This is a genomic window from Listeria swaminathanii, from assembly GCF_014229645.1.
Taxonomy (GTDB): Bacteria; Bacillota; Bacilli; order Lactobacillales; family Listeriaceae; genus Listeria; species Listeria swaminathanii.
In genome coordinates, this window is the sequence record NZ_JAATOD010000002.1 from 156794 (window position 1) to 176092 (window position 19299).

General features: G+C 38.3%; 19 protein-coding genes and 1 riboswitch. Of the genes, 1 reads left to right on the forward strand and 18 read right to left on the reverse strand.

Features of this window, described 5'->3' with window-relative positions:
* Nucleotides 1-5: 5 nt before the first annotated feature.
* The 10 genes from HCX62_RS07945 to HCX62_RS07990 form a co-directional block, all read right to left on the reverse strand.
* Nucleotides 6-281 carry a non-specific DNA-binding protein Hbs gene (locus tag HCX62_RS07945; protein WP_003720260.1) on the reverse strand — a complete coding sequence of 92 codons (276 nt, stop codon included), beginning with the start codon at nucleotides 279-281 and terminating at the stop codon, nucleotides 6-8.
* A gap of 414 nt (nucleotides 282-695) precedes the next feature.
* Nucleotides 696-1676, reverse strand: a complete 981-nt coding sequence (locus HCX62_RS07950; protein ID WP_185638294.1) for a tyrosine-protein phosphatase — start codon at nucleotides 1674-1676, stop codon at nucleotides 696-698.
* 102 nt (nucleotides 1677-1778) lie between these two features.
* Nucleotides 1779-2795 (reverse strand): NAD(P)H-dependent glycerol-3-phosphate dehydrogenase, encoded by a 1017-nt coding sequence (locus HCX62_RS07955; RefSeq protein ID WP_185638296.1) that lies wholly within the window; start codon nucleotides 2793-2795, stop codon nucleotides 1779-1781.
* Between the two features lie 22 nt (nucleotides 2796-2817).
* Nucleotides 2818-4128 carry a ribosome biogenesis GTPase Der gene (gene der, locus HCX62_RS07960; RefSeq protein ID WP_185638298.1) on the reverse strand — a complete coding sequence of 437 codons (1311 nt, stop codon included), beginning with the start codon at nucleotides 4126-4128 and terminating at the stop codon, nucleotides 2818-2820.
* A gap of 143 nt (nucleotides 4129-4271) precedes the next feature.
* Nucleotides 4272-5417: a 30S ribosomal protein S1 gene (gene rpsA, locus HCX62_RS07965; protein ID WP_185638300.1), complete on the reverse strand. Its 1146-nt coding sequence runs from the start codon at nucleotides 5415-5417 to the stop codon at nucleotides 4272-4274.
* Between the two features lie 358 nt (nucleotides 5418-5775).
* The gene (gene cmk / locus HCX62_RS07970; RefSeq protein ID WP_185638302.1) at nucleotides 5776-6450 is read right to left on the reverse strand and encodes a (d)CMP kinase; all 675 of its coding nucleotides are present in this window, start codon (nucleotides 6448-6450) and stop codon (nucleotides 5776-5778) included.
* A 16-nt stretch (nucleotides 6451-6466) separates the two neighbouring features.
* Nucleotides 6467-7429, reverse strand: coding sequence for an asparaginase (locus HCX62_RS07975; protein WP_185638304.1), 963 nt, complete (start codon nucleotides 7427-7429; stop codon nucleotides 6467-6469).
* A gap of 80 nt (nucleotides 7430-7509) precedes the next feature.
* Nucleotides 7510-8235 carry a LysM peptidoglycan-binding domain-containing protein gene (locus tag HCX62_RS07980; protein ID WP_185638306.1) on the reverse strand — a complete coding sequence of 242 codons (726 nt, stop codon included), beginning with the start codon at nucleotides 8233-8235 and terminating at the stop codon, nucleotides 7510-7512.
* A 319-nt stretch (nucleotides 8236-8554) separates the two neighbouring features.
* The gene (locus HCX62_RS07985) at nucleotides 8555-9958 is read right to left on the reverse strand and encodes a RecQ family ATP-dependent DNA helicase (RefSeq protein WP_185638307.1); all 1404 of its coding nucleotides are present in this window, start codon (nucleotides 9956-9958) and stop codon (nucleotides 8555-8557) included.
* Complete coding sequence (locus HCX62_RS07990) at nucleotides 9955-10962, reverse strand: YpbB family protein (RefSeq protein ID WP_185638309.1); 1008 nt, start codon at nucleotides 10960-10962, stop codon at nucleotides 9955-9957. Before HCX62_RS07990 ends, HCX62_RS07985 begins: the two co-directional genes overlap by 4 nt.
* A gap of 154 nt (nucleotides 10963-11116) precedes the next feature.
* On the opposite strand from HCX62_RS07990, the gene HCX62_RS07995 reads away from it, so the two are divergent.
* Entirely contained in the window at nucleotides 11117-11341 is a 225-nt protein-coding gene (locus HCX62_RS07995; protein ID WP_185638311.1) for a ferredoxin, read from the forward strand.
* A gap of 40 nt (nucleotides 11342-11381) precedes the next feature.
* Here the strand turns inward: HCX62_RS07995 and ribU are convergent, their stop codons facing one another.
* The 8 genes from ribU to lysA form a co-directional block, all read right to left on the reverse strand.
* On the reverse strand, nucleotides 11382-11993 hold the full coding sequence (ribU, locus tag HCX62_RS08000; RefSeq protein ID WP_185638313.1) for a riboflavin transporter RibU: 612 nt from the start codon (nucleotides 11991-11993) through the stop codon (nucleotides 11382-11384).
* A 188-nt stretch (nucleotides 11994-12181) separates the two neighbouring features.
* Nucleotides 12182-12304: riboswitch (FMN riboswitch) on the reverse strand.
* Nucleotides 12305-12431: 127 nt separating this feature from the next.
* On the reverse strand, nucleotides 12432-12950 hold the full coding sequence (locus tag HCX62_RS08005; protein ID WP_185638315.1) for an acyl-CoA thioesterase: 519 nt from the start codon (nucleotides 12948-12950) through the stop codon (nucleotides 12432-12434).
* 15 nt (nucleotides 12951-12965) lie between these two features.
* Nucleotides 12966-14756: an ATP-binding protein gene (locus tag HCX62_RS08010; protein ID WP_185638317.1), complete on the reverse strand. Its 1791-nt coding sequence runs from the start codon at nucleotides 14754-14756 to the stop codon at nucleotides 12966-12968.
* A 100-nt stretch (nucleotides 14757-14856) separates the two neighbouring features.
* Nucleotides 14857-15573, reverse strand: a complete 717-nt coding sequence (locus tag HCX62_RS08015; protein ID WP_008948281.1) for a response regulator transcription factor — start codon at nucleotides 15571-15573, stop codon at nucleotides 14857-14859.
* Nucleotides 15574-15755: 182 nt separating this feature from the next.
* Nucleotides 15756-16490 carry a pseudouridine synthase gene (locus HCX62_RS08020; protein WP_185638319.1) on the reverse strand — a complete coding sequence of 245 codons (735 nt, stop codon included), beginning with the start codon at nucleotides 16488-16490 and terminating at the stop codon, nucleotides 15756-15758.
* Between the two features lie 2 nt (nucleotides 16491-16492).
* Nucleotides 16493-17089, reverse strand: coding sequence for an SMC-Scp complex subunit ScpB (gene scpB / locus HCX62_RS08025; protein WP_185638321.1), 597 nt, complete (start codon nucleotides 17087-17089; stop codon nucleotides 16493-16495).
* Nucleotides 17086-17835, reverse strand: a complete 750-nt coding sequence (locus tag HCX62_RS08030) for a segregation/condensation protein A (protein WP_003728773.1) — start codon at nucleotides 17833-17835, stop codon at nucleotides 17086-17088. The genes scpB and HCX62_RS08030 overlap by 4 nt, the downstream gene beginning before the upstream one ends.
* A gap of 15 nt (nucleotides 17836-17850) precedes the next feature.
* Nucleotides 17851-19161: a diaminopimelate decarboxylase gene (gene lysA, locus HCX62_RS08035; RefSeq protein WP_185638322.1), complete on the reverse strand. Its 1311-nt coding sequence runs from the start codon at nucleotides 19159-19161 to the stop codon at nucleotides 17851-17853.
* Nucleotides 19162-19299: the final 138 nt, after the last annotated feature.

Genomic DNA, 19299 nt, shown 5'->3' on the forward strand with positions numbered 1-19299 from the left:
GTAGCTTATTTAACAGCTTCTTTAAGCGCTTTACCAGGTTTGAAAGCTGGTACTTTACTTGCAGGGATGTCGATTTCTTCTTTAGTACGAGGGTTACGGCCTTTACGGGCAGCACGTTCACGTACTTCAAAGTTACCAAATCCGATTAATTGAACTTTTTCACCTTTAGATAAAGAAGTTTGAATAGTTTCGAATACAGCTTCAACTGCTTTCGCTGCGTCTTTTTTAGAAAGATCAGCTAATTCAGCAACACTGTTTACTAAATCAGTTTTATTTGCCATTGTGTTTTTCACCTCCTTCACAGAATACTACAAAATAAGCAGGCACTAGATGGTACCTGTATTTCTCTTTTTTTCCAAAAACAAAAATTGATTTTGGAAATCTAAGGAGAATCATGACTGAAATGGCTTAACTACAAGCCTTAACAGTAATTCTGATAAAAGATTATCACATAATCCCTACAACTGCAAGGAATAATGCCAAACTGACACCGTTTCTTAACATTTTCAATCACAAACTTTTCTCTCAAATAGCTTGAAAACGTGATAGTATCAACCTGTTATCCATAATACTAACTTGGAAGCCTTAGAATAGCAAGCGATACCACTACAATCGGCTAAAATAGTTCTTTTTTCATAAAAATACGACTAAATTTGCGTCTATTACCTGAAAACTCTAGGTTTCTGAGCCTAGTTTTATTCTAACATTTCTTTTTGGAAAGCTGCTTTTTCTGCCGCTGTAATTCCAATTCCTTTTTCTAAATAATTAGCTACAGAACCATATTGTTTTTTCATTTCATCAAAAGCAATTTCCAAATATTCAGGACGTGCTTCTGCCATTGGACGGAATATTTCTAAATCGATTTTTTCTGCTCCACCCGCAAAGAGTGCAATAATTCCACCCATTTCTTTTAAAATATCATCCTGATAGCGATTAGTGATGGCGTAATCGGCGAAAATCGTTTTTTCTGGCACATCTAGCAACGTTAACAATAATGCTCCTAAAACGCCTGTACGGTCTTTTCCTGCCGTGCAGTGAAATACGAATGGAAGTCCCGCTTTAGTATCTTCTAAAACTTCCGTAAAAATCTCTTTAAAACCTTCAACCGATTGAACAAATACACGATAGCTATCGCCCATAAGTGGCTCGTAAATCGTTTTATCATCCGTTACAGGTAGCTTCGTTTCTTCATTTTTGGCTGTACCGATTGGAATATGCTTATTTAATACACCTTCAATTGCTGGCGTAGGCTGTGCTTTTACTTCCGAGCTACTGCGCAAATCACAAATCCATTTAATATGTAATTTTTGAAGCAATGCTGCATCCGCTTTGTTAATATTCACCAAATTAGAAGAGCGATATAATTTGCCCCATTTCACATGTTTCCCATTTTCGGACGCATAACCGCCCATATCGCGAAAATTAAAGACACTTTCGAGCGGTAAAATGCGTTCTGAAACAACCGTCTTGTCTCCATTTGGCGCCTGTAAAAAGAAATATACAGGGATATCCTTTGTTTCATAAGTATAATGATCGACCTCACTGGTCACCTTGAAAACAGGCTCACTATTTGCTTCTAGGCTAGGACTACTACTTACAAAAACCAATGTTCCTTCGCTGACTTCTTCTTTTTCCCACGTTAATGTTACGGCTTTTTCTGTACGAGTAACTTCCATATTTTCCACCTACTTTTTATTATTTGACGCTTCTGTTTCATTTTAGCATATTTCGCAAAAAAAGAGCCAAAATAAGCGAATAGCCTATCTTGACTCTTTCTATTAAAATGATTCTTTTTCGATTTTCTTTTTACGACCCATTAATAAATCAACTGCTTCACGAGCATCTTTATTTTCAAATAAAATCGCGTAGATCGATTCAGTAATCGGCATATCGATATCTAGTTTTTTCGCCCAACCATGTACTGCTTTGGCTGTTCGAACACCTTCAACGACCATACCCATTTTTTCTAATACTTCATCTAAATTCTCGCCTTTACCGAGCATGTTACCTGCGCGCCAATTACGTGAATGCACACTTGTACAAGTAACAATTAAGTCCCCGATACCAGTTAGCCCGTAGAAGGTTTGCGGATTAGAGCCCACAGCAACGCCGAGACGAGTGATTTCTGCCATTCCGCGAGTCATTAGTGCCGCTTTAGCATTATCGCCGTAACCAAGGCCGTCAGAGATTCCTGCGCCTAATGCGATAATATTTTTCAGCGCGCCACCAATTTCTGCACCGATTACATCATCATTCGTATAAATGCGTAAGTTGTTATTGATAAAACGATCTTGAACGATTTCAGCTGCCGTTAAATCTTTACAGCTCGCACAAAGCGTTGTTGGATGACGAAGCGCCACTTCTTCCGCATGACTTGGTCCAGAAAGAACCACAAGTGCTTTGCGTTTTTCTGCGTCCACTTCTTCTTCAATCACTTCGGACATTCTAAGATTCGTTTCAGGTTCAATACCTTTACTTACATGTACTAAAATAGTTGGTTCTTTTAACGCTTCATTCAGCTGCTTACAAACGATACGCATCGCATTTGTTGGAATAGCAATCACGACAATTTCTGCACCATCAATCGCTTCATCAAGTGATAATGTCGCTTTTACCTCAGTTGGTAAAATAATATCTGGCAAATAGTGACTATTCGTGTGCGATTCGTTAATTTCATTCACAATTTTATCTAAGTTTCCCCAAATAACTGGTTTATGATTATTATCGGCTAGGACAAGTGCAAGACCTGTTCCCCAACTTCCAGCGCCAAGAATAGCTACTTTTTTCTGTGTCATTATATTTTTCCTCCCGAAAACTTTACTTACGCTTACGAGCAATTACTCGAATTGGCGTACCATCAAACGGAAATGCTTCTCTAATACGGTTTTCTAAGAAACGTTCATAAGAGAAATGCATTAGTTCTGGATCATTAACAAATACAACAAATGTCGGTGGTTTAACAGCCACTTGTGTTGTATAGAAGATTTTAAGTCGTTTCCCTTTGTCCATTGGTGATGGATTCATTGCAACGGCATCACTAATAACGTCATTTAGCATACTTGATTGTACACGTAATGAATGGTTATCGCTCACTTGGTTAATGAGTGGGAATAAGTTATTTAAGCGTTGTTTTGTTTTAGCAGATACAAAGACAATTGGTGCATAGCTCAAGAATTGGAATTGCTCCCGAATATCTTCTGTCCATACATTAATTGTTTTTTCATCTTTATTAATTGCATCCCATTTGTTTACAACAATAATAATCGCACGTCCGGCATCATGCGCATATCCAGCAATTCGTTTATCTTGCTCACGAATGCCTTCTTCCGCGTTGATAACCACAAGAACAACGTCAGAGCGTTCAATTGCTCTCATTGCACGAAGCACACTATATTTCTCTGTGCTTTCATACACTTTCCCACGTTTTCTCATTCCGGCTGTATCAATCATAACGTAATCTTGACCATCGAACGTATAAGTTGTATCAATTGCATCACGAGTTGTTCCTGCAATATCTGAAACAATCACACGGTCTTCGCCAAGCAGTGCATTTAGAATGGAAGATTTCCCAACATTTGGTCGACCAATCAAACTGAATTTCACTGTATCATCAGGATATTCTTCCTCTTCTTCTTTTGGAAAATGAGCGCGAACAGCATCAAGCATATCGCCAAGTCCTAGTCCATGTGAACCAGAAATCGGATACGGCTCACCAAATCCAAGCGCATAAAAATCATAAATTTGATCGCGCATTTCTGGATTATCTACTTTATTAATCGCTAAAACAATTGGTTTATTAGACCGGTAAAGAATTTTTGCTACTTGTTCGTCTGCATCGGTAACCCCTTCACGACCATTGGTAATAAAAATAATTACGTCTGCTTCATCAATTGCGATTTCCGCTTGTGCGCGAATTTGCTCTAAGAATGGTTCATCGGAAAGATCAATACCACCTGTATCAATAATGTTAAATTCTTTTCCAAGCCATTCCGCTGAATTATATATGCGGTCACGTGTCACACCGGGAACATCTTCCACTATGGAAACACGTTCACCAACGATTCTGTTAAAAATAGTCGATTTGCCAACGTTTGGACGTCCGACAATCGCTACAACTGGTTTTGCCATTATTTCACCTTCTTTTTTCTCGAATCCTATTTATCAAACTTTCTTTAGTTTATCAGTAAAACGCCATACTGGCAATGAAAACTTCCATTTCAAAAAGAAAAAGAGCCTATGGGAACAGTCTCCCTAGGCTCTTTTGCGTACAATTATTTATCGTCGTTTTGAAGACCTTTTAGTTTATCACCAATTAAATCGCTCATTTGGAATCCAGTGCTTTCTTCTGGAAGTTCATAATCAGCCTCTTCTACTGGCGCATCTTGTAAATCTTTAATACTTAAAGATAAGCGTTTATCTGCTTCATTTACTTCAAGTACTTTCACTTCTACAGTTTGACCTTCTGAAAGAACTTCTTGTGGTGTCCCAATATGTTCATGAGAGATTTGAGAAATATGAACCAAACCTTCTACTCCAGGGAATATTTCCACAAAAGCACCAAATGTAACTAGACGAACTACTTTACCTTCTAAAACAGAACCAACTGGCGCTTTTTCAGAAATGCCATCCCAAGGTCCAGGTAAATTCGCTTTAATAGAAAGCGAAATGCGTTCGTTTTCAGGATCAATCCCGATAACTTTCACTGTTACTTTTTGTCCTTCTTCTAGGACTTCTTGTGGTGTTGCAATATGTTTATAAGAAATTTGTGAGATGTGAACTAGTCCGTCCACGCCACCGATATCAACGAATGCACCAAAATTAGCTAAGCGTTGAACAGTACCTTCAATCACGTCGCCTTCTTTGATTTCGCTGAGTAGCGCTTGTTTTTGACTAGCTTTTTCTGTTTCCACAACTGCACGATGGCTTAAAATTACTCGGTTATTTTCTGGTTCAAATTCTACTACTTTGAAAGTAAGGGTTGTTCCTTTGTAATCTGCAAAATCTTCCACAAAATGATCTTCTACTAGAGAAGCTGGAACAAATGCACGAACACCTAGGTCAACAACTAATCCGCCTTTAACAACGTCGCTCACTACTGCTTCAAAAACTTCACCAGACTCAAATTTCGCTTTAATATCATCAGATGCTTTTTCGGCATCCACTTTTCTTTTAGATAAAACAAGTACATCGTCTTCTACTTTAGTGACAATCAAATCAAGTGTGTCGCCTACGCTTACAACGTCAGAAGCTGTCTCCACATGTATATTGGAAAGTTCACTTATTGGAACGACACCATCAAGTTTGCTACCCGGAATACCAACATAAGCTTGTTTATCTTCCACGCTTGTAACTGTGCCAGTGACTTTGTCTCCTTCTTCAAAATTTCTAACTTCCACATCAAATAAATCTTCAGACATGTGTAGCCCTCCATTCGTTAGTCGAATTTTAGGAATTTCTAATTCAGAAGCAACCTCACGCTCGCCTCATCTGCTTGACTAGTTTTCCTGATAGGCAAATTCCGATTAATTAAAGAAAAAATATCAAATACACCTTCTGTAAAAACTGATCTTCCAGCTAGAAAATCCTTTCAAGATACTTTTCACAAAGTAAAAAATCTCTCTTATAACATCCTACAAATCAGAACATTTGTCAAGCTCTTTTAAGGGGGTGAAAATGCCTATAGGGCGTGAAATCGCTCAGTTTGTTTGGCCTTTCAAGCTTAAATTAAAAAAGTGCTACATTCCCAATTAGTTAAGAAAATGTAGCACTTTTTCATCAATTATTGATTTTTAGTTCAGCTAGTGAAAGAATTTTATTAGCCACTTCGTCAATCGACATAGATGTGGTATCTACCTCAATTGCATCTTCCGCTTTTTTGAGCGGCGAATGTTCTCTTGTATAATCTAAATGATCTCGTTCTTCAATTTCTTTTTTGAGTTGGTTTAAGTCTCCGGCAAAACCTTTCGCCATATTTTCTTTATAACGACGTTCTGCTCGTTCTTCTACACTTGCTAGTAAGAAGATTTTTAGTTCTGCATTTGGAAGAACCGCTGTACCGATATCGCGACCGTCCATAACAATTCCACCCTCTGTCGCAAAAACTTGTTGGCGTTTTTGAAGTGCTTCGCGAATGGCCGGATGTGCCGCAACGATGGATACATGATTCGTGACTTCTAATGAACGAATCACTTCTGTCACATTTTCCTCGCCTACAAATACTTGCTGCACTTCGCCTGGCTCAAAACGAATAACTGTTTTTTCCAGCAAAGCAGCAATAGCTTTTTCGTCGTCATATGCTAGGTTATTTTGTAAAGCGATATACGTTACCGCGCGATACATGGCACCCGTATCAATATAAACAAAACGCAATTTTTTCGCAACGATTTTTGCCACCGTACTTTTCCCTGCCGCAGCTGGCCCATCAATCGCGATACATATTTTTTTAGTCATAGAAATAAAACTCCTTTTATCTGAAATTGGTTTGATTAATTTCTTCTTGGGATGCTAAAAGTACCATTAATTTCATCCGCGCTTTCTTGCTATCGTAATCCTTGCCTAAAATAACTCCACGATTATATAAGTCAAACGTGCTACCTTCATAATCATATGTAGTATATACATTGCCTTCTTCCGCGCTCGTTGTAATAACAACTGGGATTCCCGCATCTAACGCTCTGATAATCGCTGGCATCATTTTTGGAGCAACTTGCCCGCGACCGACACCTTCTAAAACAATTCCTCCAACACCACTATCAATTGCCGCATCAATAAACAAACCATCTGCGCCAATGTAACATTTAATCACAACGACATTAGGAAGATCTAGTCGAATGTCAAAACATTCATGCTCAAGCGGCTTTTGATAAAGAAATACTTGGTCATTATCAATGATACCCAGATAACCAAAACCAAATGCGCTAAAGCCTTGGATATTGGACGCATGAACTTTCTTTACATATCTCGCCGCGAAAATCCGTTCATTGAAAACAACGACCGTTCCCGCTTGACGTAAATTTATTTCACATGCTGTGTAAATCGCATGACGAATATTAATATAAGCATCTGTCCCCGGCTCTTCTGGCGCTCGCTGCGAACCAGTTACAACGACTGGACGAGCATCGGTTACGGCAAGGTCGAGAAAATAAGCCGTTTCTTCTAATGAATCCGTTCCGTGTGTCACTACAATTCCATCATACGTTTCATCCATAAAGATAGATTCAATCAATTGTTTTAAACTGATTAAATCTGGAAGTGTAATATGCATAGATGGAAGTTGAAAAGTCGAATAGATATCGATTTGAATTTCTGTTGGTAATTGGCATAATGCAGCTAATTCTTCTCCAGATAATTCACCTGATGCAAGTTTTCCTGATGCTGTTTTCTTACTTGCAATCGTACCGCCTGTTGTAATTAGTGCCACTTTTGCCATGGTTATTTCCCCCTACATTTTCCATTTAAACAAACAAATGAGTCTCGGAAGCGTTTCCCAGACCCATTCAGTGTTGTTTATTACTGTGGAATTGTTAGAACTGTGCCAACTGGAACATTATTACTTCCCAGTCCATTGGCTTGTTTAATTTTTTCTACCCCAGCCGCTGCTCCAGCTTGTCCATATGCGGAACGTGCAATGCTGTATAAGGTATCGCCAGCTTTAACTGTGTGAGAGCCACCGCCAGATTTTTTCTGCGTGGATTCACTTGCTTTTTTCTGTGCAGCTTTATCAGCAGCTGCTTTGTCGGCTGCGGCTTTTTCTTCCGCGGCTTTCTTTTCTTCCGCAGCTTCTTGTTCTTTTCTTGCATTTGCAGCTTTAACTGCCTCTTCTTCTTGTGTTTTCTTATCTGCTGCAGCTTTTTCTTCCGCAGCTTTCTTTTCTTCAGCAGCCTTTTCAGCAGCCGCTTTTTCTTCGGCAGCTTTCTTGGCTTTTTCTTTATCTTCTTTCGATTGTGTGTTGTCAGATACATTGACAGTTGATTCTGTTTCTGTCTTTACTTCATTTGACGAACCCATATTTTGTACTGTAACAAATACAATTACAATAACGATTGGAATTAATAAGAAAAATACAATCAATAAATTAAGTAATGGGTATCTAAAAATGGTTTTCTTTTTTACTTTTCTGCTATCAGAACGGGATAACATCGGCGGTTCATTATTGAATTCATCCTGTCCTTCAGGATTCATGTCATAATCAGCCGGTTCTTCATATTCCCGTTTTTCTTTTCTTGTTTTTACCACTCAAAGTTCCTCCTTTAGTGCTTTCTAAAATTATCCTATGCACTATTATTGGCACAGAGAAGTGTTACATATGATGTTAATAAATGAAATACCTTTGAAATAATTATACCCATAAAAGCAACATACAACAACACTTAAAATACTTTTTTAGAAAAAAAAGCAATAATCATTATAATTTAGTACTTCTGGCATATAAGCATTCTTTGGTCTACACAGATTACTGAACAAAATAATAACAATTTTTTCGATATTAGACAAGTCTTTTTTTAGAAAAAATGTGAAACTATACACTTTTTTGTCGAATTTCGTAACACCAAAACTATTGCAACAAATAAGCTAAATAGCTTTCCCACGTTGGGATTTCTTTTTGTTCCGCTTTTTCTTGTTTTTCAAAATCGGATATTTTTGCGCCATCCAAATCACAACAATTTTCTGCAGTGACTTCTAGCGGCGGTTCTTCAAAATAACGCATAATATAATTACGGCGACAATCTTCTGTATGAAGGTAACCTATAAATTGTTGCAGATTCGCTCGTTTCCATTTTTTTCGGTAGTCCATTTTGGCGGTTAATTCTTGCGCACTTAAACCACTTCTTTGATAATACTCAATGAAACGTTGCTCTGTTTCTGGCAAAGTTTTGCGTTGTTCATTCGTCAAATTAATTAAACTAGCGTCCGGTATATCTTGATCTGCTAATTGCATTTGGATAAATTCATCCCCGTTTGCATATAGCAAAATGGCGATACTGTTCTGACCATCACGCCCAGCTCGTCCGATTTCTTGTAAATAAGCTTCTAAATCCGCTGGCATATGATAATGGATGACAAAGCGAATATCAGCCTTATCAATCCCCATTCCAAACGCACTAGTAGCGCAAATAATATCTAATTGCCCATAAACAAATTGTTGCTGAATAACAATTCTATCTTCGGCCTCCATATCGCCATGATAATAAGCAACTCTTAATTCGGCCATTTCCCTTAATTCATGCGCAATGCTTTCCGCTAATTTTTTACTCGAAAAATAAATAATTCCTGGTGTTTGCAGTTTGCGAACGAGATCATATAAACGCTCTTTTTTCAGTTGTTGGTTAGAAAACTTCTCTACTTGCAAAGAAATATTCGGCCGATTAACCGAGTAAATGATTTGCTCACAATCCGTTAGTTGCAGTTGCGTTAAAATATCTGCCCGAACTTTCTTCGTCGCTGTGGCCGTAAGCACCATCGTCACAGGAAAATTGGCTTCTTTGATAAACTGACCTAACATCAAATAATCTGGTCTAAAATCGTGTCCCCACTGAGAAATACAATGCGCTTCATCAATAACAAATAAGCTGATTTTTTGTTTTAACAGCAAACTTTTTACCGCTTCATTATTTAACATTTCTGGTGATAAAAAAATAAATTTATATAAATGAATATTCGCTAAGATTCGACTTTTCTCTTCCCGTTTCAAAAAGCTATTAAGAGCCGCCACTCGTCTTTCCCCGTGAGCGCGCATTCGCTCCATCTGGTCTTGCATCAATGAAAGAAGTGGCGATACTATCAACACTAATCCATCCATCAAATGTCCCGCTAATTGATAACAAATCGTTTTCCCCGTTCCAGTAGGTAACATCGCAAAAGAGTTTCGCTTCGCTAAAGCCGTTTCAATGACTTCTTTTTGACCGGGGCGAAATTCATCAAAACCGAGATAGTCTTTTAGTTCTTGTTCTAAGTTCACTGCTCGTCCTCCCTACTAACAACCGCCAACCGAATTTGATAGTAATCCAAGTCCGGAAATTCCGCTTTTATTTCCCGAAGTAAATTCCATTTTTTTGTATTAATTGTTTTTATCGTGGTTTCTTCTGGTAAATACGGGACATCTGCATCCTTCAAAGTAGCCCGAATTTCCACAAAATGATCTTGGATTGTACTTATTTTCAGATTACGTATTCGTTCAATCGCTTCTAAATCTGCTCCATTTTGCCAAAATGAATAGGTTTGCATTGCCGAAGTTGTGAGTCCTGTCAGCTCATCTGGCACGAAACTGGCTAATAACGGCCACTCTTCCGGACGTTCTTTCATCGCAGTCAACAACCGGTGGATTTCATGAAGCACTTCAAAATAGACATCCCACTTCTCTACTTGATACTTCGTGGCAATCTGTTCCGTTGTATATCCCATTAATTCCCCGCCAGAAAACCGTTCCACTAAAAATTCTGGCCTAGCTACTGCTAATTTTTCAAACCAGCGAATGAGTTCTGCGTATAATTTATCTGCTAAATTAACCTTGTCTTGCTGCTGTAGCCACTGCTTAATAAACTGCTGGACTTTCTTATCACGAATGACTGGTAAATAATAACTCTCTTGATGGTGCTTATTGCTGACTACTTGCACAGCAAGCCGTAAATGGGCGAAAAAATCAAATGCTTGCCGCTGCAAAGTAAAGCCTCGAAAAGCTGGATAGTTATTGTCAAAGTTGACTGCTAGTTTCTCTTTGGTAAGATAGCCATTTTCCGTAGAAATAATCGCACCTTGCCTCACCAATTCTGCTAGCCGAATTTCAAGATAGTTCGCCTTCAGATTTGGCACAAGTCCAAATAAATGTTGCATTTGAAAAAGATGGATATCTTGAACAGCTTGCCCCGTTCTTCGTCCCGCTAAAACCGTATGGATAAACGGCAATTTCCTAGGGGTAATACTTTTTTCTAAAATTGTCATTATATAATAATCAAGCATATCCAAGACATTTCCACCACCTTTTTTGTTCCTATAATCATACCACAGAAACACTTGTTCTACATTAGTTTTACCGAAAAAAACTTTTTCAAAATATGTTACAATAGAAAAAGAAAAAATCTGGCTTCAAATTGTTATTTTAGAAAGGAAGCGTAGAAAATTGAAGTATTCTCTTGTCGAAAAAGACACTTGTATAGCTTGTGGAGCTTGTTCCATTCACGCCCCCGATGTTTTTGATTACGATACAGAAGGTCTTGCCTTTAATATATTAGATAATAATACTGGAACAAAAGAAATCCCCGAAGACTTAGTAGAAATGGTGATAGATGCTGAATTTGCTTGTCCGTCGCTGTCGATCAAAGTTTCTGATAGTCCATTTAATTAAAAAATCCGGAAGCCTATTTATGGCTTCCGGATTTTTATATTTAACGGCTCGTTGCTTGATGCCTTTTTTCAAATTTACGTCGTTCTTTTACGCTCTGATTTTTAGTAATCCATTTTCTTAGTCGTGAATATAGAAGTAAGAATACTGTGCTGACGATAACTCCTTTGAGTAAATTAAACGGTACAATCGCATAAGTGACTAACCAATTGATGTCCGTATCTTTCGGAAGCCCGCCAAGTCCAATATAAAATGGTAATAATATAAAGTAATTAAACACTGCCATAGCGATGGTCATAAGAAGTGTCCCAACACCCGTTGACAGGATCATGCCTTTCGTTGAGCGCAACCAGTGGAACAAATAATAAATCGGTAACACATAAAATATTCCCGAAATAAAATTGGCTAATTCCCCAACTGGAACTCCAACTGGACTACCTGACACAATGTATAGTAGCACATTTTTGATTAATTCTACTAAAATCACTGCGAGTGGTCCGAATAATAAACCACCAATTAAAGCTGGAATATCACTGAAATCAAGCTTTAAAAATGGTGCACTTGGTAGTAGCGGGAATTGTAGCATCATTAAAATAAATGCTAAAGTACCAAGAACCGCCACACTTACAAAAACCTTCATTGAATAGTTCTTCATTGTCATTTCTCCCTTGATGTTCACCAAGAAGCGAGGACATCACTTAACGAATGCAACCCAAGCAAATAAAAAACCTCAACTAAAAAAAGTTGAGGGAGAGTTTGTGAATTAATAAACAAGCACTGAATACTCAAATAAGCATCACAGCTTGCTAACACATGCTCGTGAAGACAAACGAAAAGGTCTGCCAACATCTTCTCCCATCCAGACTATACTGTCGGTCCTGGAATTACACCAGAGTCAACTGCTAAAAAAGCAGATCGTGGACTTTAACCACCGGTCGGGAATTGCACCCTGCCCCGAAGATGAACGAATATTTTATTACAATTTTTATTTTACCATGAAAAAAATTTTTCGCAAGTCCTTTTGTACGTTTTTTCACGTAAGCGTTTACTTGGTTACATAAAGAAAAACCAGATGAACATCTGGTTTATCTACTTACCACGGAATATCGGTAGACAATGATTCCGCTAATGATTGATTTTCTTTTAAACGAATTTTACGCGCGATGCTTCTTGCTTCTGCTCCGGCATGGATTCTTTTTTGTTCTTCTGTTTCTGGTTCAACAAGTGGCACTTCTACTGTTTTGCCGTTTACATCTAAAGCGACAAATGTTAAAAAGGAAGTTGCAGCTAAATAGCGTTCGCCTGTTTTCAAATTTTCAGCGATGATTTTAACGAAAATTTCCATCGAGCTTCTTCCAGTTGAAGCCACGTAAGACTCTAAACAAACAGAGTGGTCATTCTTAATCGGTTTCAAGAAATCCACCGAGTCAGTTGACGCTGTTACGATTTCTGTGCGGCAATGACGGGATGCACTAATCGAAGCTGTGTCATCAATATACGTCATAAGTCTACCACCGAAAAGGGTATTATGGTTGTTTGTATCTGACGGGAAAACCCGGCTCGTTTTAATTACTAATGATTCTTTACAATATTTTGTTGCTCTTTTTTCCATGTTTTTCGCTCCAATCTATTTATAGAGAGGCAAGGTGATAATAAAATCTGATCCTTTACCTAGCTCACTTTCAACAGAAATTTTTCCGTTATGTGCTTCTACTATGTTTTTCACTATCGCCAAGCCAATTCCCGTTCCGACTGCTTTTCCACGTTTCCTAGCTTTATCCACTTTATAAAAACGTTCAAACAAGTACGGAATATCTTCTTCCGCGATTCCGCTACCATTGTCCGATACACTAATGACAAGATTGCTCCTAGCTTCATCGATAGTTTGTTTTAAAATTACTTTTCCAGCGTAGCCTTCTTTACCAGTGTGGCGGATTGCGTTCATAATTAAATTAATTAATACTTGCTCCATCCGGTCCGGGTCAAAGGAATATTCTAAATCTGGTGTTTCTAATTCCAGCCCTAATTCCACAAAATTTTCTTTTGCAAGCACATCAAAATTAGAAATGACTTTTCGAAGTAATGGCGCTAAAGGTAATTTTTGGTTGTCCATTTGATTAAATCCAGCTTCCATTCTGGCAAGGTCAAGCATATCATTGACTAAACGACCAATCCGGAGCGACTCATCATAAATAATTTGCGCAAACTCTCGCACTTCTTCATCCGACTGGGCAACCCCATCAATAATCGCCTCACTATAACCTTGTAACATCGAAATAGGCGTTCTTAGTTCATGCGATACATTATTAACAAAATCACTCTTCATTTTTTCCAGTTGTTTCTCTTCTGTCATATCACGGATAACTGCGACAATACTGCGCACGTGTTCCCCTGTATAAAGCAACGTCAAAATCGCAACATACGTACGGTCAGCAAAAGTAATCTCACCAACTTGCGATTCTTTCTTTTCTAAAGTGTCATTTAATAGCTCGTTTAAAGCTACAGGAATGAGCACTTTTTCGGTATTTTCAGGAGAGAAGAACCAATTATGTAAAAATTCTTCTGCTGGCGGATTGCTGAGTATAATCGTTTTATCGACGCTAAATTTAATAACCCCATCAGCCATACCTACTAAAATATTCGATAATTGCTCTTTTTCCTGCCTAAGGGCGCTGATATTATACTTTAGTTGTTTCGCCATATCATTAAAAGCTACGCCAAGTTCCCCAATTTCATCATGCGTATAAGTCGGCACACGGTTATCAAAATTCCCTTTCGAAACAGCAATCGCGATTTTTTTCATTTCACGAAGCGGGAAAGCCATTCGGGATGAAAAGACAAATGAGAGAATAGACGTAATCACAATCGCTATTACCCCTGAAATAATAAGCGTACTCATCGTTTTTTGGTTCACTTTTAAAATATCGTGATACGACTGATAAACGTAAACAACACCCGTTTCGCCATTCGCTAATTTAAATTTCTGTGCAGATATTTCGACTGGTAAAGAGCTGTTTTCTGTTTTGAAATTGTATTTCATCGTCACACTATTATCTTTGTCTATCGCTTTATCTAAAGTTTTGTCTTCTATGAGCTTATTGGCTGATGCACTTGAAACTGTATCTTGTGATTGCGACTGATAAACGCTTTTTCCGTTTTGTTCAATAATTACGCCCATCGTATCATCAAGTAAAATAAGTGCGGAATCATTTTTATTTTCAGCAGAAATAACTTCATCGTTTTCTTGCATCACCGTGATAATACTAGATGTTTTTTCTTCTAATTCTTTCGTAATTCGGGTGATATTATTTTTTTCATAAATCATCGCAACTAAAAATCCAGAAATAACTAAAATCCCTATTAATAAAAGAATTATCGTACTCCAAATTTTCCCAACAATACTATTCCAAATTTTCATCTATTCTCACCTCGGTTCTCACAAAAAAACAACGAACAAAGCACGTGCGGCATAACACTTGCCGATTAAACGTCTTTGCCCGTTATCTTAGTCTGTTTTATTAATCTTCTGGAATTTCAAATTTATATCCAAGACCCCAAACTGTTACAATCATTCTAGCAGCGTCTTCCGAAACATCATGCAGTTTTTCACGAAGTCGTTTGACATGCGTATCAATAGTTCGTAAATCGCCAAAGAATTCATAACGCCACACTTCTTTTAAAAGTGATTCGCGGTCAAAAACTTTGTCTGGAGATTTAGCTAAATAATAAAGCAAATCATATTCTTTCGGAGTTAAACCGATTTCTTTTCCATCGACAATAACACGATGAGCTTCGTTATCGATTTTTAAATGTGGGAACGTAATAATATCTCCCGGTGTTCCGCCTGCTGATTCTTCAGAGGATTGTTTCGCACGACGAAGAACAGCCTTCACGCGTAGTACAACTTCTCTTGGGCTGAATGGCTTAACGATGTAATCATCTGCCCCAACTTCAAAGCCTTGCACCCGGTTAGCTTCTTCTCCTTTTGCCGTCAACATGACAACAGGTGTCGATTTAAACTCCCTCAGTTCACGACAAACTTCGATGCCATCTTTACCCGGCATCATTAAATCTAGTAGGATTACTTCATAATTGTTGTTTAGCGCCATGCTTAATGCTTGATCACCATCACTAGCTTCTTCAATCCGATAGTTCTCTCTTTCAAGATACATCTTAAGAAGGCGGCGTATCCGGTCCTCATCATCCACAACAAGCACTCTAACTTGTTCACTCATAAGTACTCATCCCCTAACTCTCATTTACATAAAACTATCATTTACATCCAATCAAATAAATGGAATCTCCCGTACCCACATACGAAAAAACCATACAATAGCCTATATCAAATTTCCTACGATTTAAATTATACATGTTTTTCACAAAACACGCTATCAGAAAGTATGTTTTGGCTGAAAAGTCACTTTTTATTTTTACCAAAACGTGCTTCTGTTTTTAATTGTTTTACTTCATGATGGGATAATTCTCGTCTTTCACCAGCGTTTAAACCGCGTAAATTCAAGAAAGAATATTCTTCTCTTGATAGTTTTTGCACTTCAAAACCAACTGCTTCAAACATTTTACGAACTTGGCGATTTCGACCTTCATGAATCGTAATTTCTACGATTGCTTTGTCTTTCGCTTTATCAGAAGAACGTACTTTGACTTTCGCTGGTGCTGTTTTACGGCCATCAATAACGACGCCACGCTCTAACTGACGAATTACTTCTCGCTCAGGAACACCTTTAATGCGTGCGATATATGTTTTAGAAACTTCATTTTTCGGATGCATTAGTAAATTGGCAAAATCTCCATCATTGGTCATTAGCAATAAACCAGATGTATCATAATCAAGTCGTCCAACTGGATATAATCTTTCTGGAATATCCGCAAAATAATCGGCTACTGTTGTGCGTCCTTTATCATCCGTTACAGCAGACACCGTTCCTCTTGGTTTATAAAAAAGGAAATAGCGGTGATCTTCTTTTGTCAGTTGAATACCCTCAACTTCGATTCGTTCCGTACCACTAACTTTCACGCCTAATTCTTTAACTACTTTCCCGTTCACTGTTACTTTACCTTCTTGAATAAGCTTTTCCGCTTTTCTTCTTGAAGTAATACCTGCATTTGCAATCACTTTTTGTAAACGTTCCATTCTTATTCCTCCTCCTGTTCTTTACTTTGGTTAAACCGGTCAAAAAACAGGTCCATTTCATTCTGATCTGGTTCATCTGCCGCTGGATCAGCAAGCTTTGGCAAATCCTCTAAAGAATTAAGTCCAAACGCATCTAAAAACTCACTTGTCGTAACGTATAGTTTTGCTCGTCCTGCTCCGTCGACACGGCCTTTATCCGTTACGAGTCCTTTGGCAACAAGGTTTCTAATCGGACCATCTGTTTGAACACCGCGGACCTCGTCTACTTCCATTCTTGTCACGGGTTGACGATACGCAATAATCGCTAATGTTTCTAGTGATGCTTGCGATAAAACAGTATTGCTAGGAACTTCCACTAACTTACGTAAAAATTCCGCATGTGCTTTTTTGGTAGCTAATTGAAAAGATCCAGCTAGCTCTAATAAAATAAGCCCTCTGTCCGCATTGCCGTTATATCGTTCACTTAAAAGCTCTAATAAATTGAGCGCTTCAATATGCGTGATTTCCATGACTTCCGTTAGTTGTTCCGTTGAAAGTCCCGCATCTCCCGCCGCAAAAAGCAAACTCTCTAATACGCCTAATTGTTCTTCTCTGTTCACGATAGTTCTTCCCCTTTACCTTGCACGTATAAATCTGCAAAACTTTCCGCTTGCTCTACTTCGACTAATTTTCGTTTCATTAATTCAAGCAGTGCTAAAAACGTCACGACTAGTTGCTCTTTCGTTTGTTCTTCAAACAACTCGTCAAATCGTAAGCGGTGATTTACTTGTTGGTGTAATTTTCCTAAAACAGAATCCATTCTTTCGTCAATCGAAATTTCTTGGGTTGTAATTCTTGTATGAAGTGGTTTATTTAACTTTTTGCGTCGTAGCATTTTGTTAAAAGCACTTAACATATCATTTAACGATACATCCAGTTCCGCCACTTTTGTTCCATCATCATATTCAGCTAAATCCATTGGCGGCTTGCTGAAATAAAAGCTTCGTTCCGCTTCTTTTTCTTTTAGTTCTTTTGCGGCTTCTTTAAAGCGCTTGTATTCCATTAGTTTTTCGACTAAAGCGTCACGTGGATCTTCTTCCTCTTCTAGTGTATCATAATCGATTTCAAGTTCCTGTTTTGGAAGCAGCATTTTACTTTTAATTGCAAGCAATGTTGCTGCCATCACTAAATATTCGCTAGCGACATCTAGTTCCATTTCTTGCATTGTATGAACAAATTCCATATATTGGTCTGTGATTTCAGCCATTGGAATATCATAAATATCGACTTCTAGTTGCCCAATTAAATGAAGCAGTAAGTCAAGCGGGCCTTCAAATGCGTCCACTTTAAAATTCATTTCTACCATATCTGTCCCGCCCAACTATAATGAAAGATCATTTTGCACTAAATTTTCATAGGTTTCGCGGGCAACGACTAATTTATCGATTCCGTTTTCCACAAAAACAACTGGTGGTCTTGGGATGCGGTTGTAATTACTTGCCATCGCATAACCATAGGCTCCTGTACAAAAAACTGCTAGCACTTCACCGGCATTTGATTTTGGTAATGGTAAATCCCAAATCAACATATCCCCAGACTCACAGCATTTCCCTGCAATAGCTACAGTTTCTTCCGCGACTTTTTCTGGGTTGGCTGCAAGAACAGCGTCATAATGAGCATCGTATAAAGCTGGACGAATATTGTCTGACATCCCGCCGTCTACAGCAAGATAATTCCGAATTCCTGGAACTTCTTTTCGAGAGCCAACTTTATAAAGGGTTGTTCCTGCTTCACCGACAAGAGAACGACCAGGTTCAATCCAAATTTCTGGAATAGCAATATCATTACTATTCGCCACATCACGCACTTCATCCATAATTTGGCGCACATATTCACTTGGCTCCAGTGGCTCATCTTCCGCAGTATAACGAACTCCGAAGCCACCACCAAGATTAAGTACTTTGGAATCAAAACCGAGCGTCCCGTGCCATTCCACTAATTTATCCATAATACGGCGAGCTGCTAATTTAAAACCAGTCGTTTCAAAAATTTGCGAACCGATATGGCAGTGTAGTCCGATTAAATCAAAGGACGCACTTGCATGAAGCACCTGTCTAATTGCTTTTTCAGCCTGTCCATTTGTAAGACCGAAGCCAAATTTCGAATCATCTTGACCCGTTAAAATATAGTCGTGTGTATGAGCTTCAATTCCCGGTGTTACACGAATTAACACGGAAGCTTTTTCATTTCGTTCTATTAATATATTTTCTAATAAACTAATTTCATAATAATTATCGATAACAAAGCAGCCGATGCCGTAATCCAGCGCCATATGTATTTCGTCTGCACTTTTATTATTTCCGTGAAAATGAATTCTTTCAGGAGGGAAATTCGCTTTCATTGCTGTATAAAGTTCGCCGCCCGAAACAACATCAAGTGACATACCTTCTTCAGCCATTAATTGATAAATTGCTACAGCAGAAAATGCTTTACTCGCATAAGCTACTTGTGCTTTTACCCCTAACTCTTCAAATGTTCTCTTAAATCCTCTTGCGCGGTCACGGATTAGCGCTACATCATAAACGTAAAGTGGCGTACCATATTTTTCAGTAAGCTTTAAAGTGTCCACCCCTCCAATTTCGAGATGTCCTTCTGCATTTACATTCATTGTTCCAAGCCGTTCAAACGTCACGCCAATCCCACCTTTACATTATAGATTTTTAAAAGTTCTTTTATATAGTAGCATACTAAGAAGCCGAGCGACAATAACTATCTGAAAATATTATCAAATACGTAAAAAACTCAGCCCCAATCCATTATCTCCTTGCTT

What these genes read in the sequence shown, in the direction of transcription:
- HCX62_RS07945 (WP_003720260.1), bottom strand. Translation starts at nt 281, where the DNA reads ATGGCAAATAAAACTGATTTAGTAAACAGTGTTGCTGAATTAGCTGAT.
- HCX62_RS07950 (WP_185638294.1), bottom strand. Translation starts at nt 1,676, where the DNA reads ATGGAAGTTACTCGTACAGAAAAAGCCGTAACATTAACGTGGGAAAAA.
- HCX62_RS07955 (WP_185638296.1), bottom strand. Translation starts at nt 2,795, where the DNA reads ATGACACAGAAAAAAGTAGCTATTCTTGGCGCTGGAAGTTGGGGAACA.
- der (WP_185638298.1), bottom strand. Translation starts at nt 4,128, where the DNA reads ATGGCAAAACCAGTTGTAGCGATTGTCGGACGTCCAAACGTTGGCAAA.
- rpsA (WP_185638300.1), bottom strand. Translation starts at nt 5,417, where the DNA reads ATGTCTGAAGATTTATTTGATGTGGAAGTTAGAAATTTTGAAGAAGGA.
- cmk (WP_185638302.1), bottom strand. Translation starts at nt 6,450, where the DNA reads ATGACTAAAAAAATATGTATCGCGATTGATGGGCCAGCTGCGGCAGGG.
- HCX62_RS07975 (WP_185638304.1), bottom strand. Translation starts at nt 7,429, where the DNA reads ATGGCAAAAGTGGCACTAATTACAACAGGCGGTACGATTGCAAGTAAG.
- ribU (WP_185638313.1), bottom strand. Translation starts at nt 11,993, where the DNA reads ATGAAGAACTATTCAATGAAGGTTTTTGTAAGTGTGGCGGTTCTTGGT.
- HCX62_RS08005 (WP_185638315.1), bottom strand. Translation starts at nt 12,950, where the DNA reads ATGGAAAAAAGAGCAACAAAATATTGTAAAGAATCATTAGTAATTAAA.
- HCX62_RS08010 (WP_185638317.1), bottom strand. Translation starts at nt 14,756, where the DNA reads ATGAAAATTTGGAATAGTATTGTTGGGAAAATTTGGAGTACGATAATT.
- HCX62_RS08015 (WP_008948281.1), bottom strand. Translation starts at nt 15,573, where the DNA reads ATGAGTGAACAAGTTAGAGTGCTTGTTGTGGATGATGAGGACCGGATA.
- HCX62_RS08020 (WP_185638319.1), bottom strand. Translation starts at nt 16,490, where the DNA reads ATGGAACGTTTACAAAAAGTGATTGCAAATGCAGGTATTACTTCAAGA.
- HCX62_RS08030 (WP_003728773.1), bottom strand. Translation starts at nt 17,835, where the DNA reads ATGGTAGAAATGAATTTTAAAGTGGACGCATTTGAAGGCCCGCTTGAC.